Origin of the sequence: Enterobacter quasimori, assembly GCF_018597345.1 — a bacterium.
GTDB classification, from domain to species: domain Bacteria; phylum Pseudomonadota; class Gammaproteobacteria; order Enterobacterales; family Enterobacteriaceae; genus Enterobacter; species Enterobacter mori.
In genome coordinates this window covers 200,283-213,867 of sequence record NZ_JAHEVU010000005.1, presented here as the reverse complement: position 1 = coordinate 213,867, position 13,585 = coordinate 200,283, and the positions used below count along the sequence as shown (strand labels likewise).

Below are 13,585 nucleotides of genomic sequence, written 5' to 3'. Positions count from 1 at the left end.
TTTTAGCGCGGCTTTTTTATGGGCGCAGGCATATCCAGCGACATTGCGGACGGTAAACGGCTCGCCAGCGTGTCTATCGCTATTCTTACCCTCAGCGGCAGGTGCGGCGTCTGCTGCCACACCGCATGAACGTCGAAATGCACGTCCGGTGCCTGCTTCAGGAGCGGGACGAGTTTACCCTGGTGAATATCTTTAACGACCATCCAGCAGGGCAGCCATGCAATGCCGTGTCCGGCCAGCGCAGCGTCGCAGATCGCCTGCAAATCATCCATATTAAGTGATGACCGGGGAGTAAAGGTGTGCGACGTTCCTTCATTATCCATCAGCTTCCAGGACAGCACTCTGCCTGCGCGCAGATAGTTAATCGCCGTATGCTGGGGTAAATCAGCCACGCTTTGCGGCTGGCCTTTCTTCTGCAGATAATCCGGCGCGGCGCATAGCACCATGCGGTGTTCTCCCAGCCTTCTGGCAACCAGCACGCTGCTGTCCTGAAGCGTGCCGTTACGCACCGCCATATCAAACCCTTCCTCGACGAGATCCACCACCCGGTCGCTGAATGACATTTCCAGTTCAAGCCCGGGGTGTTCCTGCGCCAGCGCTATCAGCAGCGGGGCGACACACTGGCGACCAAACAGCACCGGCATGGCAACGCGCAGGCGGCCACTGACCTGCTGTTTCCCTGTTTCAAGCAGCGATTCCGCGCCCCGAATCTCCTCCAGCGCGCGCAGGCAGCGTTCATAAAAAAGAGCGCCGTTATCGGTCAGCCTCTGGCTACGGGTGGTGCGGTGAAATAGACGTACCCCCAGCCGCTCTTCAAGGCGAGCGATGCTTTTCCCTACCGCCGAGCGCGACAGGTGCAGGCGAATTGCGGCCTGAGCGAAGCTTCCCGCCTCCACGGCAGCGACAAAAACAGGAATATCCTTCAGCGTATCGGTCATGAATTGTATCGATTATGGCGTCAATGAAGAGAAAACTTATCGCCACTGGCGACCTTTAGTCAACGGTAGACTGTCAGGACTAAAGCTCATCTGATGGCAGGAGAAATAAAATGACAGAGACAATGCAACGCTGGTCCATGGACGCCCTTGGACGCGAGAACCTCAAGCTGACTCAGGCACCCGTTCCACAGCCCGGCCCGGGTGAAGTGCGCGTGCGGGTGAATGCCGTTGCGCTCAACTATCGCGATAAAATGGTTGTTGAAGGCACGATGCCAATCCCGCTTTCCTTCCCGTTTAGCCCGGCGTCTGACATGGCGGGCGTGGTGGACAGCATTGGTGAAGGCGTTACGCGCTTCCAGCCCGGCGCGCGCGTCATCTCAACCTTCTTCCCGGAGTGGATCGACGGTAAACCACAGGCGGACGCGCGCAATTTGCCCTATAAAACATCCGGCGGATACTTCCAGGGGATGCTGGCCGAGTATGTGATTGTGAAGGAAGACGCGCTGGTGGCCTCGCCGGAGACCCTGGATGACGCCGAGGCCAGCACCTTACCCTGCGCAGGGCTTACCGCCTGGTTCGCGCTGGTGGAACGCGGTCAGCTGCGCGCCGGGCAATCGGTGCTGGTACAGGGGACGGGCGGCGTGGCGATTTTCGCCCTGCAAATTGCCAAAGCGCACGGCGCTGAGGTATTTGTCACCTCGGGGAGCGATGAAAAGCTGGCGTTGGCCAAAAAACTGGGGGCCAGCCAGGGCATCAACCGCCTGAAAGGCGACTGGGCTGAAAATACGCTGGCACTCACGCAGGATCGCGGCATCGACCATATTATTGAAACCGTGGGGGGCGAGAACCTGAAGCACTCCCTGCGCGCCGTTGCCGTTCACGGACGTATCTCCGTGATTGGCGTGCTGGCCGGGACGGAGATTACCCTCTCTGCTGGCGAGCTGTTGCTGAAATCCCCCGTCATTCAGGGGATCGGCGTGGGACACCGCCGGGCGCTGGAAGATTTCGTCCGCGCTGTTGATGTCACCGGACTGAAACCCGTGATTGAGCATCGCTACCGTTTTAACGAACTTGAACAGGCGTTTGAACACCTCGATCGCGGTGCGTTTGGTAAAATCGTTCTCACTCGCGAGTAGGTCTTTGTTCCCCGGGATAAGCGTAAAAGGGGGCTTTTGTTGCGCAATATAGCTCTATTTTTGTGTGCTTAATCGCGTTAGCATGAGGCAGCACTCATTTATCCCGGGGATCTCATGGCTATCAAACTCATTGCAATCGATATGGACGGCACGCTGTTGCTGCCAGACCACACTATCTCTCCAGCCGTTAAGAACGCGATCGCTGCGGCACGCGCAAAGGGCGTGAATGTGGTCCTGACCACGGGGCGTCCGTATGCGGGCGTGCACAGCTACCTGAAAGAGCTGCACATGAATCAGCCTGGCGACTACTGCATCACCTATAACGGTGCGCTGGTGCAGAAAGCCGCGGACGGCAGTACGGTTGCGCAAACCGCGCTGAGCTACGATGACTATCTGTTCCTGGAAAAACTGTCCCGGGAAGTGGGGTCGCACTTCCACGCGCTCGATCGCAACACGCTGTACACCGCTAACCGCGACATCAGCTACTACACGGTGCATGAATCCTTTGTCGCGACGATCCCGCTGGTGTTCTGTGAAGCCGAGAAGATGGACCCGGCGACCCAGTTCCTGAAAGTGATGATGATCGACGAGCCGGAAATCCTGGATAAAGCCATTGCACGCATTCCGGCGGAGGTAAAAAAGAAGTACACCGTGCTGAAAAGTGCGCCGTACTTCCTCGAAATCCTCGATAAACGCGTCAATAAAGGCACCGGCGTGAAATCGCTCGCTGATGCGCTGGGGATTAAACAGGAAGAGATCATGGCGCTGGGCGACCAGGAAAACGACATCGCGATGATTGAATTCGCGGGCGTGGGCGTGGCGATGGATAACGCCATTCCGTCGGTGAAAGAAGTGGCCAACTTCGTGACCAAATCCAACCTGGAAGACGGCGTTGCCTACGCGATCGAGAAGTTTGTGCTGCAGTAACGCTTATTTTTAATCATCAGCCCCGGTTATCAACCGGGGCTTTTTTTTGCGCTGAATTTATCGAATTGTTCTTTTTGTGATCTGGATTGTAGTACAACATTAGTTGATTGTACTACATTGTCACCACGACAAAGTCGAACGCCCTCACGTTTGTACTGCAAAAGTGAGGTGAAATTCAGCGGTCGCGGTAAAGTAGTGATGGACATACAGAGCACAAGGACTCTCCATGACTCTCAATAAAACCGATCGCATCGTCATTACGCTGGGCACCCAGATTGTGGGTGGCAAATACGTTCCCGGTTCGCCGCTGCCTGCAGAGGCCGAACTGTGTGAGGAATTTGAAACCTCGCGCAACATCATCCGGGAAGTGTTCCGCTCGCTGATGGCGAAACGGCTGATTGAAATGAAACGGTACCGCGGCGCGTTTGTTGCCCCGCGCAACCAGTGGAACTACCTCGATACCGACGTGCTGCAGTGGGTGCTGGAAAACGACTACGACCCAAGGCTTATCGGTGCGATGAGCGAGGTACGAAACCTGGTTGAACCGGCCATCGCCCGCTGGGCGGCGGAGCGCGCAACGTCCGGCGATTTGGCGCAGATTGAGTCGGCTTTAAACGACATGATCGCCAATAACCAGAACCGGGAGGCGTTTAACGAGGCGGATATTCGCTACCACGAAGCGGTGCTGCAGTCGGTGCATAACCCGGTATTACAGCAGCTTAGCGTGGCGATCAGCTCGCTACAGCGAGCAGTATTTGAACGTACCTGGATGGGCGATGAGGCCAACATGCCGAAAACGCTCCAGGAACATAAAGCGCTGTTCGATGCGATACGGCATCAGGATGGCGATGCGGCAGAGCAGGCGGCACTTACCATGATCGCCAGCTCGACACGAAGGCTGAAGGAAATCACATGACATCTCGCTACATCGCAATTGACTGGGGATCGACCAATCTGCGCGCCTGGCTTTATAAGGGCGAGCAGTGCCTGGAGAGCAGGCAATCAGAAGCAGGCGTGACGCGCCTGAACGGTAAATCTCCCGAGGCGGTGTTAGCAGAGGTCACACAAAACTGGCGCGACAGCGCCACGCCGGTGGTCATGGCGGGAATGGTCGGCAGCAACGTTGGCTGGAAGGTTGCGCCATACCTGCCTGTTCCTGCCCATTTCTCCGCGATTGGCGAGCAGTTAACGTCCGTTGGCGACAATATCTGGATTATTCCCGGTTTGTGCGTCTCTCGCGACGATAACCACAACGTGATGCGCGGCGAAGAGACGCAGCTGCTTGGCGCGCGCACGCTTTCTCCTTCTTCTGTCTACGTCATGCCCGGAACGCACTGCAAGTGGGTCCAGGCCGACGCTGAGCAAATCCACGATTTTCGCACCGTGATGACCGGCGAGCTGCACCATTTGCTGCTCAATCATTCACTGGTGGGAGCCGGTTTGCCGGAGCAGGAAGCCTCGTCAGAGGCGTTTGCTGCCGGGCTTGAACGTGGGATCGCTTCTCCTGATGTTTTGCCGCAGCTTTTTGAGGTTCGCGCCTCGCACGTGCTGGGAAATCTCCCGTGCGAGCAGGTCAGCGAGTTTCTCTCCGGCCTGCTGATTGGCGCAGAGGTCGCCAGCATGCGTGATTTCATCTCGCACGAGCAGGCCATCACCCTGGTCGCCGGCGTATCGCTGACGTCGCGCTACGAGCAGGCGTTTCGCGCCGTTGGGCGTGATGTTGCAACGGTATCCGGCGACACGGCATTTCAGGCAGGAATAAGGAGCATCGCTCATGCAGTGGCAAACTGATCTTCCCCTTATCGCGATTTTGCGCGGCATCACGCCCGATGAGGCGTTAGCCCACGTCGGCGCGGTTATCGATGCCGGATTCGACGCGGTAGAAATCCCGCTCAACTCGCCGGAGTGGGAAAAAAGCATTCCGGCCGTGGTGGAGGCGTTCGGTGAGAAGGCGCTGATTGGCGCAGGCACCGTGCTGCACCCGGAGCAGGTGGATGAACTGGCGAAAATGGGCTGCAAGCTTATCGTCACGCCCAACATTCAGCCTGAGGTGATCCGCCGCGCGGTGGGTTACGGCATGACCGTCTGCCCGGGATGCGCCACCGCCACGGAAGCCTTTACTGCCCTGGATGCGGGCGCACAGTCGCTCAAAATATTCCCATCATCGGCTTTTGGACCGGACTACATCAAAGCGTTGAAAGCGGTTTTACCCGCCAGCGTGCCGGTCTTTGCCGTGGGCGGCGTAACGCCAGAAAACCTGGGTCAGTGGATGAGCGCGGGCTGTGTGGGCGCGGGGCTGGGCAGCGATCTGTATCGCGCCGGGCAGTCCGTGGAACGTACCGCACAGCAGGCGGCAGCATTTGTGAAAGCGTATCGAGAGGCAGTGAAATGAAAATAACCAAACTCACCACGTACCGTTTACCCCCGCGCTGGATGTTCCTGAAAATCGAAACCGATGAAGGGGTCGTGGGCTGGGGCGAACCGGTAATTGAAGGACGTGCGCGCACCGTAGAAGCGGCGGTGCACGAGCTGGGTGAATACCTGATTGGCCAGGATCCGGCTCGCATCAACGACCTGTGGCAGGTGATGTACCGCGCGGGCTTCTACCGCGGGGGGCCGATCCTGATGAGCGCCATCGCCGGTATCGACCAGGCGCTGTGGGATATCAAAGGCAAAGTGCTGAACGCGCCGGTCTGGCAGCTGATGGGCGGCCTGGTGCGCGACAAAATTAAAGCCTACAGCTGGGTTGGCGGCGACCGTCCTGCGGAAGCGATCGACGGCATCACGCAACTGCGCAACATCGGTTTTGACACCTTCAAACTCAACGGCTGCGAAGAGATGGGCGTTATCGACAACTCGCGCGCGGTGGATCGCGCGGTGAATACTGTCGCGCAAATCCGTGAAGCCTTCGGCAACGAGATTGAATTTGGCCTGGACTTCCATGGCCGCGTTAGCGCGCCGATGGCCAAAGTGCTGATCAAAGAGCTGGAGCCGTATCGTCCGCTGTTTATCGAAGAGCCGGTGCTGGCCGAACAGGCCGAGTACTATCCGAAACTGGCTGAACAGACCCACATTCCTATCGCGGCGGGTGAACGTATGTTCTCGCGCTTCGAGTTTAAACGCGTGCTTGAAGCGGGCGGCATTGCGATTCTGCAGCCGGACCTCTCTCACGCGGGCGGCATCACCGAATGCTACAAAATTGCCGGGATGGCCGAAGCTTACGATGTGGCGCTGGCGCCGCACTGCCCGCTCGGACCGATCGCGCTGGCGGCCTGCCTGCACGTCGACTTTGTCTCCCGCAACGCGGTGTTCCAGGAACAGAGCATGGGCATTCACTATAACAAGGGCGCGGAACTGCTCGATTTTGTGAAAAATAAAGAAGACTTCAGCATGGAAGGCGGTTTCTTTAAACCGTTAACGAAGCCGGGCCTTGGCGTAGAGATTGACGAAGCCAAAGTCATTGAGCTGAGTAAACACGCGCCGGACTGGCGTAATCCACTGTGGCGTCATGAAGACGGTTCCGTAGCCGAGTGGTAAATCGCCGGTAAGCGCAGCGCCATCGGCCAAAAAAACGTACATACAAAAATATAACCCTCTGTAAATTACAGGGCATGGTGAGCGGCTTCGCTATGCCCAAAATCTGGAGACAGATTGCGATGGATATTCCAGTTACTGCTGCAAAAACCGGGCGTCGCCGCTACCTGACGCTGATTATGATCTTTATTACCGTGGTCATTTGCTATGTCGACCGCGCCAACCTTGCCGTGGCATCGGCCCATATTCAGGAAGAGTTTGGCATCACCAAAGCGGAAATGGGCTACGTCTTCTCGGCGTTTGCCTGGCTGTATACGCTCTGCCAGATCCCGGGCGGCTGGTTCCTTGACCGCGTGGGTTCACGTCTGACCTACTTTATCGCCATTTTCGGCTGGTCCGTGGCGACCCTTTTCCAGGGCTTCGCGACCGGGCTGATGTCGCTGATTGGCCTGCGTGCCATTACCGGAGTTTTCGAAGCGCCCGCGTTTCCGACCAATAACCGCATGGTCACCAGCTGGTTCCCGGAACACGAGCGCGCTTCCGCCGTTGGCTTTTACACCTCCGGGCAGTTCGTTGGCCTGGCGTTCCTGACGCCGCTGCTGATCTGGATCCAGGAGCTGCTGAGCTGGCACTGGGTGTTCATCGTCACGGGCGGGATTGGCATTATCTGGTCGCTGATCTGGTTTAAGGTCTACCAGCCGCCGCGTCTGACCAAAAGCATCACCAAAGCCGAGCTGGACTACATCCGCGACGGCGGTGGCCTGGTGGACGGTGATGCGCCGGTGAAAAAAGAGGCGCGCCAGCCGCTGACCAAAGCGGACTGGAAGCTGGTCTTCCACCGTAAGCTGGTGGGCGTTTATCTGGGCCAGTTCGCGGTGACCTCCACGCTGTGGTTCTTCCTGACCTGGTTCCCGAACTATCTGACCCAGGAAAAGGGCATCACGGCGCTGAAGGCGGGCTTTATGACCACCGTGCCGTTCCTCGCGGCGTTTTTCGGCGTGCTGCTCTCCGGCTGGCTGGCCGATAAGCTGGTGAAAAAAGGCTATTCGCTGGGCGTGGCGCGTAAAACGCCGATTATCTGCGGCTTGCTGATCTCCACCTGCATCATGGGCGCCAACTACACCAACGATCCGGTGTGGATTATGGCCCTGATGGCGGTGGCGTTCTTCGGTAACGGTTTCGCCTCCATCACCTGGTCGCTGGTGTCGTCCCTCGCGCCGATGCGGCTGATTGGCCTGACCGGCGGCGTGTTCAACTTTGTCGGCGGGCTGGGTGGGATCACCGTACCGCTGGTCATCGGCTACCTGGCGCAGGACTACGGCTTCGGCCCGGCGCTGGTCTATATCTCCGCCGTGGCGCTGATCGGCGCGCTCTCCTACATCCTGCTGGTGGGCGATGTGAAACGAGTAGGCTAATCCCTGCGGATGTTTTACCCTGATGCACTCACCTTGCATCAGGGTATCCTCATGAAACAAATCACCTTCACTTCCCGCCATCACCAGCTCACGAATATTAATACCTGGACCCCAGACAGCCAGTGGCTGGTCTACGACGTACGCCCGTCTGGTGCGTCATTTACCGGCGAAACCATTGAGCGGGTCAATGTCGCTACGGGTGAGGTGGAGGTGATCTATCGCGCCACTGACGGCGCGCATGTTGGCGTGGTGACCGTTCATCCCGCACAGGAAAAATACGTCTTTATCCACGGCCCGAAAAACCCGGACGCAGACTGGCACTATGATTTTCATCATCGTCAGGGAGTCATTGCCTGTAACGGTCAGGTGAACAATCTTGACGCGATGGATATCACTGCGCCCTACACCGCAGGCGCGCTGCGCGGCGGCAGCCATGTGCACGTCTTTAGCCCGAACGGGCAGCTCGTCAGCTTCACCTATAACGACCACGTGCTGCACGAGCGCGATCCGAAGCTCGATTTACGCAACGTCGGCGTGGCTGCGCCTTTCGGCCCGGTGAACCCGCAGGGGAATCATCCGCGTGACTATCCGGGAACCTTCTGGAGCGTGCTGGTCAGCCGCACCACGCCCAACCCACTGCCGGGCAGCGATGAAATCAACCGCGCCTATGAAGAGGGCTGGGTAGGCAACGACAGGCTGGCGTTTATCGGCGACACGCTGTCTGAAAAGGGCGAGAAAGTGCCCGAGCTGTTTATTGTCGCGTTGCCGCAGGACGAGCAGGGCTGGAAACGAGCGGGTGATGAGCCGCTGCAGGGAACGCCAGAGACTCTGCCAGCGCCACCTGCCGGAGTGATGCAGCGTCGTTTAACCTTTACTCATCAGAACCGTTATCCGGGGCTGGTGAACGTGCCGCGTCACTGGGTACGCAGTAATCCGCAGGGGACGCAGATCGCCTTTCTGATGCGCGACGATAACGGCATTGTGCAGCTGTGGCTGATCTCGCCTGAGGGCGGAAAGCCGCGCCAGTTAACCCATACGGAGAGCGGTATTCAGTCTGCGTTCAACTGGCACCCTTCCGGGAACATGCTGGGATGTGTGCTTGAAAACCGGATCGCCTGCTGCGACGCGCGGACCGGAGAGGTGACGTTTTTGACGTCCGATCGCCGCAACCCGCTGTCTGCGGATGCGGTCGTGTTCTCGCCTGACGGGCGAGCTATCGCCTGGATGGAAGAGACGGACGGTTTCCGCCAGCTGTGGCTAACGGAAACCGCTGAGGACTAACGCGGGGGCAGTGCTGCGGGCGGGATGACGGCGTTGGTCGCCAGATTTTCCTGCTCGCTTTTCTCAACGCGCGAGCGCACGGAACTGTCCGTGCGGAACATGTCCCACGGAAGCAGCAGCGTATCGGCGACTGCCGTGAAAGGCATATCCAGGATAACCAGAGATTTGGTTCCCCAGTTTGTGTCGTCATCGGAAATCATGGCCGCACTGGCGCGCGTCCCCGGATATGTTCCTTCTTTACCGCCGGTGTGAGACATCACGCTCGAGCACCCGCAAAGTAATACCACCCCGCTGAACGCTGTCAGCTTTATCAGAACATTTTTCATCATCACTCAGTCATCGTTAATCACACTGCATCGACCTGCAACTCAGGGTTATAGCGAGCCTTACCCTAAATGAATAGCCCAAAAACCCCGCACTGTGGCAGCCATCGCAATTTAACTCTTTGTGCTGTTGTCCCAGTCTAAGCGACAACCCGCAAAGTGCAAAAAAATCTCACATCAATACGCTTGAAAAGCCCGTATCCAGACCCATTTTAAGAATGTGGCCCGATAACGAACTCGCCTGATGGGTGTTCGGGGGCGCAAAGGCCTGTCCATGGTGGAAGGCTATAATTTCTCGCTGATTTCAGGAGTTTTATTTATGCGTAACTTCGATCTTTCTCCGCTATACCGTTCTGCAATTGGTTTTGACCGCCTGTTTAACCATTTAGAAAATAACCAAAGCCAGAGCAACGGCTACCCTCCATACAATGTTGAGCTGGTTGACGAAAACCACTACCGCATCGCCATTGCCGTCGCCGGTTTTGCAGAAAACGAACTGGAGATCACCGCGCAGGACAACCTGCTGGTGGTGAAAGGTTCCCATACGGCCGAGCAGAAAGAACGTACCTACCTTTACCAGGGCATCGCCGAGCGCAACTTTGAACGCAAGTTCCAGTTAGCCGAGAACATTCACGTGAAAGGCGCGAACCTGGTCAACGGCCTGCTGTTTATCGAACTGGAACGTGTGATTCCGGAAGAGAAAAAACCGCGTCGTATCGAAATTAACTAATTATGCGGGTCGCGCGAGCGGCCCACCCAGACTTGCTTGCCGTAACGGGAGCATATGCGAATCCATCCGGATTTGCAGGAACAACTGCGCACAAAATTAAACTGTGCCGAACTCGCTTCTCAGAAGGAGATTTAGTATGCGTAACTACGATTTATCCCCCCTGCTGCGTCAGTGGATTGGTTTTGACAAACTGGCTAATGCCCTGCAAAACACCGCTGAGCAACAGACGTTTCCGCCGTACAACATCGAAAAAAGCGACGATAACCACTATCGCATCACCCTTGCGCTGGCCGGCTTCCGTCAGGACGATCTGGACATCCAGCTTGAAGGTACGCGTCTGACCGTAAAAGGTACGCCGGAAAAACAAGAGACCGAGACCAAATGGCTGCATCAGGGGCTGGTTAATCAGCCGTTTAGCCTGAGCTTTACCCTGGCAGACCATATGGAAGTGTCCGGCGCGACGTTTACCAACGGGCTGCTGCATATCGACCTGCTCCGCAACGTGCCGGAAGCCATCGCGCCGCAGCGTATCGCCATTAGCGAGCGGCCGGCATTAAACAGTTAACAGTGTGCGGGCTGGTGCCCTCACCCCGGCCCTCTCCCACAGGGAGAGGGTGAAAAGATAAAGCCCTGCCCCGGCAGGGCTTTTTTGTGCGCCATCGCCCATACAACCGCCCGCGGCTCTGAGAGAATCCTTAGCATAACTAAGGTTATGCCAAGGAAGTGGATCATGAGTGATATCGCGTTAACCGTCAGCGTGTTGGCCCTGGTCGCTGTTGTTGGCCTGTGGATAGGGAATATCAAAATCCGCGGCGTCGGGTTTGGGATAGGCGGGGTGCTGTTTGGCGGCATTTTTGTCGGCCACTTCGCCGACCAGCTCGGGCTGGTCCTCAGCGCCGAGATGCTCCACTTTACTCAGGAGTTCGGCCTGATCCTCTTCGTCTATACCATCGGGATTCAGGTGGGACCGGGCTTTTTCGCCTCACTTCGGGTTTCCGGATTGCGGCTCAACCTGTTTGCCCTCGGCATTGTGGTGATGGGCGGGCTGGTCACCGCCATTCTGCATAAAATCTTTGCTATCCCGCTGCCCGTGGTGCTGGGCATTTTCTCCGGGGCGGTCACCAACACGCCCGCGCTCGGTGCCGGACAGCAAATCCTGCGCGATTTGGGCATCGAACCCGGCATCGTCGATCAGATGGGGATGAGCTACGCCATGGCCTATCCGTTTGGCATTTGCGGCATTCTGCTCTCCATGTGGCTGGTCCGCGTCCTGTTTCGCATTAACGTCGATAAAGAGGCAAAGGACCACGAAACCACGCTCACCAACGGCCATATGCCGATCAAAACCATCAACATTCGGGTCGATAACCCCAACCTGAACAATATGGCGATTCAGGACGTGCCGATCCTGAACAGCGCCAATATCATCTGCTCCCGCCTTAAGCGCGACGATATGCTGATGGTGCCCGCGCCCGGCACCATTATTCAGCAGGGCGATCTGCTGCATCTGGTCGGCCAGCCCGGCGATTTAAACAACGCGCGGCTGGTGATTGGTCAGGAAGTGGATACCTCTCTCTCAACCCGCGGCACCGATATGCGGGTGGAACGCGTTGTGGTGACTAACGAGCACGTTCTTGGCAAGAAAATACGCGATCTGCAGGTAAAAGAGCGCTACGACGTGGTGATCTCCCGCCTCAACCGTGCGGGTGTGGAGCTGGTCGCCAGCCCGGAGGCCAGCCTGCAGTTCGGGGATATCCTCAACCTGGTCGGGCGCCCGTCGTCCATCGACGCCGTCGCGGATATGGTGGGTAACGCCCAGCAAAAACTGCAGCAGGTGCAGATGCTGCCGGTGTTTATCGGGATCGGACTCGGCGTGCTGCTCGGCTCCATCCCGCTGTACGTGCCGGGCTTCCCGGTGGCGCTCAAGCTGGGCCTGGCGGGCGGGCCGCTGATTATGGCGCTGATCCTCGGGCGTATCGGCTGCATCGGTAAGCTCTACTGGTTTATGCCGCCGAGCGCCAACCTGGCGCTGCGCGAGCTGGGCATCGTCCTGTTCCTGGCGGTGGTCGGGCTGAAGTCCGGCGGGGATTTTGTCGATACCCTGGTCAAAGGGGAAGGGATGAGCTGGGTGGGCTACGGCATCTTTATCACGGCGATCCCGCTGCTGACGGTGGGCATACTGGCGCGGATGTTCGCCAAAATGAACTACCTGACGCTGTGCGGCATGCTGGCGGGCTCCATGACCGATCCGCCCGCGCTGGCCTTTGCCAACAACCTGCACGCCACCAGCGGCGCTGCCGCGCTCTCCTATGCCACCGTTTATCCGCTGGTGATGTTCCTGCGCATCATTACGCCGCAGCTACTGGCGGTGCTGTTCTGGGGGATGGGCTAGCAGATCGTCCGGGTGGATGCGCCGCAGATGGTAGTCCACCTGGTAATCGCTGGTATTTCGGAACATCACAGAATAATTGAGGAACTCGCCGCTGTCGCTGTAGGAGAGGGACGTAATGCGCAGCAGCGGCGTCTGTTCCGGCAGGTTCATATAACCGGCCAGCGTTTTATCTGCCAGCACCGGCGTCAGGCTCTCGTAGTTCCCGCTGATGGTAATCCCGCACTCCTTCTCGATGTAATCAAACTTAGACCCCTCAAGATGCGCCAGCGACAGATTGCGGAACAGCTTCACCGGCATAAAGCTGTCCTCCAGCATCAGCGGCTTCCCGTCCACGTAGCGCACCCGTCGGGAAAAGTAGATCCGCTCATCCACCTGAATCCGCAGCTGGCTGGCGATGGCGGGCGGGGCGGGCATCACCTCGAACTGCAGCACCTTGCTCTGCACCTCTTTTCCCTGCTGGCGCAGCACCTCCACCAGCCCGGTCAGGTTGGTGGTTTCGTGGTGAACGTCTTTGCGTGAGACAAAGGTTCCGCTGCCGTGCCGCCGCTCAACCAGCCCCCAGCTCACCAGCAGATCCAGCGCCTTGCGGATGGTCATTCGCGCCACGCCGAACTCCTGCGCCAGCGCTTTTTCGCCGGGCAGCGGGCTGCCGATGTTGTAGTCCGACGAATTCAGCCGCAGCCGCAATCTGTCGGCGATAGATTTGTAGATCACAAGTAGACCTCTCTGCCCTTATTAGCGCGTGGATTGCGTCCTGACATGTCCATGTTTACCGCTAAAAGTAGACCTGATTGGTCAAAATAAAACCATGAATGGGATCACGAATCGCAGCGGCACGCCATGTTCGCGCATCAGTAAGTTCTTATGCTCACCTCAGGCCAGCAAAAAACCATAAAGGCCTCTACCCCT

General features: G+C 57.8%; 14 protein-coding genes and 1 other annotated feature. Of the genes, 11 read left to right on the top strand and 3 right to left on the bottom strand.

All coding sequences use genetic code 11. The features are described from left to right. Positions 1-2: 2 nt before the first annotated feature. Positions 3-938: a LysR family transcriptional regulator gene (locus tag KK102_RS19105; protein WP_216358231.1), complete on the bottom strand. Its 936-nt coding sequence runs from the start codon at positions 936-938 to the stop codon at positions 3-5. A 110-nt stretch (positions 939-1,048) separates the two neighbouring features. Here KK102_RS19105 and KK102_RS19100 point away from each other — a divergent pair, with 110 nt between their 5' ends. From KK102_RS19100 to KK102_RS19065, 8 genes are all read left to right on the top strand, one after another. After that, on the top strand, positions 1,049-2,074 hold the full coding sequence (locus tag KK102_RS19100) for a zinc-dependent alcohol dehydrogenase family protein (RefSeq protein WP_126545775.1): 1,026 nt from the start codon (positions 1,049-1,051) through the stop codon (positions 2,072-2,074). A gap of 114 nt (positions 2,075-2,188) precedes the next feature. Further along, positions 2,189-3,001: a sugar-phosphatase gene (yidA, locus tag KK102_RS19095; RefSeq protein WP_216358230.1), complete on the top strand. Its 813-nt coding sequence runs from the start codon at positions 2,189-2,191 to the stop codon at positions 2,999-3,001. 226 nt (positions 3,002-3,227) lie between these two features. Next, on the top strand, positions 3,228-3,917 hold the full coding sequence (gene dgoR / locus KK102_RS19090; RefSeq protein ID WP_003861109.1) for a D-galactonate utilization transcriptional regulator DgoR: 690 nt from the start codon (positions 3,228-3,230) through the stop codon (positions 3,915-3,917). Then, positions 3,914-4,792 (top strand): 2-dehydro-3-deoxygalactonokinase, encoded by an 879-nt coding sequence (locus tag KK102_RS19085; protein WP_216358229.1) that lies wholly within the window; start codon positions 3,914-3,916, stop codon positions 4,790-4,792. Before dgoR ends, KK102_RS19085 begins: the two co-directional genes overlap by 4 nt. Next, entirely contained in the window at positions 4,776-5,393 is a 618-nt protein-coding gene (locus KK102_RS19080; protein WP_042714333.1) for a 2-dehydro-3-deoxy-6-phosphogalactonate aldolase, read from the top strand. Before KK102_RS19085 ends, KK102_RS19080 begins: the two co-directional genes overlap by 17 nt. Next, on the top strand, positions 5,390-6,538 hold the full coding sequence (gene dgoD, locus KK102_RS19075) for a galactonate dehydratase (RefSeq protein WP_216358228.1): 1,149 nt from the start codon (positions 5,390-5,392) through the stop codon (positions 6,536-6,538). Before KK102_RS19080 ends, dgoD begins: the two co-directional genes overlap by 4 nt. Before the next feature lie 74 nt (positions 6,539-6,612). Next, complete coding sequence (locus KK102_RS19070; protein WP_216358227.1) at positions 6,613-7,950, top strand: MFS transporter; 1,338 nt, start codon at positions 6,613-6,615, stop codon at positions 7,948-7,950. Between the two features lie 51 nt (positions 7,951-8,001). Then, complete coding sequence (locus KK102_RS19065; protein ID WP_216358226.1) at positions 8,002-9,231, top strand: YidR family protein; 1,230 nt, start codon at positions 8,002-8,004, stop codon at positions 9,229-9,231. Here the strand turns inward: KK102_RS19065 and KK102_RS19060 are convergent. Beyond that, positions 9,228-9,560, bottom strand: a complete 333-nt coding sequence (locus KK102_RS19060) for a YceK/YidQ family lipoprotein (RefSeq protein WP_216358225.1) — start codon at positions 9,558-9,560, stop codon at positions 9,228-9,230. The two genes, KK102_RS19065 and KK102_RS19060, sit on opposite strands and share 4 nt — an antisense overlap. A 248-nt stretch (positions 9,561-9,808) precedes the next feature. Further along, positions 9,809-9,880: a sequence feature (ROSE (Repression Of Heat Shock gene Expression) occurs in the 5'-region of heat shock genes and acts as an RNA thermometer to modulate expression.), on the top strand. On the opposite strand from KK102_RS19060, the gene ibpA reads away from it, so the two are divergent. The 3 genes from ibpA (at position 9,874) to KK102_RS19045 (ending at position 12,676) form a co-directional block, all read left to right on the top strand. After that, on the top strand, positions 9,874-10,284 hold the full coding sequence (gene ibpA, locus KK102_RS19055; RefSeq protein ID WP_008500162.1) for a small heat shock chaperone IbpA: 411 nt from the start codon (positions 9,874-9,876) through the stop codon (positions 10,282-10,284). Its footprint overlaps the feature before it by 7 nt. Positions 10,285-10,420: 136 nt before the next feature. Beyond that, a complete protein-coding gene (gene ibpB / locus KK102_RS19050; protein WP_126545769.1) occupies positions 10,421-10,849 on the top strand; it encodes a small heat shock chaperone IbpB in 429 nt (142 codons plus the stop codon). 165 nt (positions 10,850-11,014) lie between these two features. Continuing rightward, positions 11,015-12,676 (top strand): putative transporter, encoded by a 1,662-nt coding sequence (locus KK102_RS19045; RefSeq protein ID WP_148769890.1) that lies wholly within the window; start codon positions 11,015-11,017, stop codon positions 12,674-12,676. On the opposite strand, the gene KK102_RS19040 is transcribed toward KK102_RS19045, so the two are convergent. After that, on the bottom strand, positions 12,644-13,390 hold the full coding sequence (locus KK102_RS19040; protein ID WP_024907387.1) for a GntR family transcriptional regulator: 747 nt from the start codon (positions 13,388-13,390) through the stop codon (positions 12,644-12,646). The two genes, KK102_RS19045 and KK102_RS19040, sit on opposite strands and share 33 nt — an antisense overlap. Positions 13,391-13,585 lie beyond the last annotated feature (195 nt).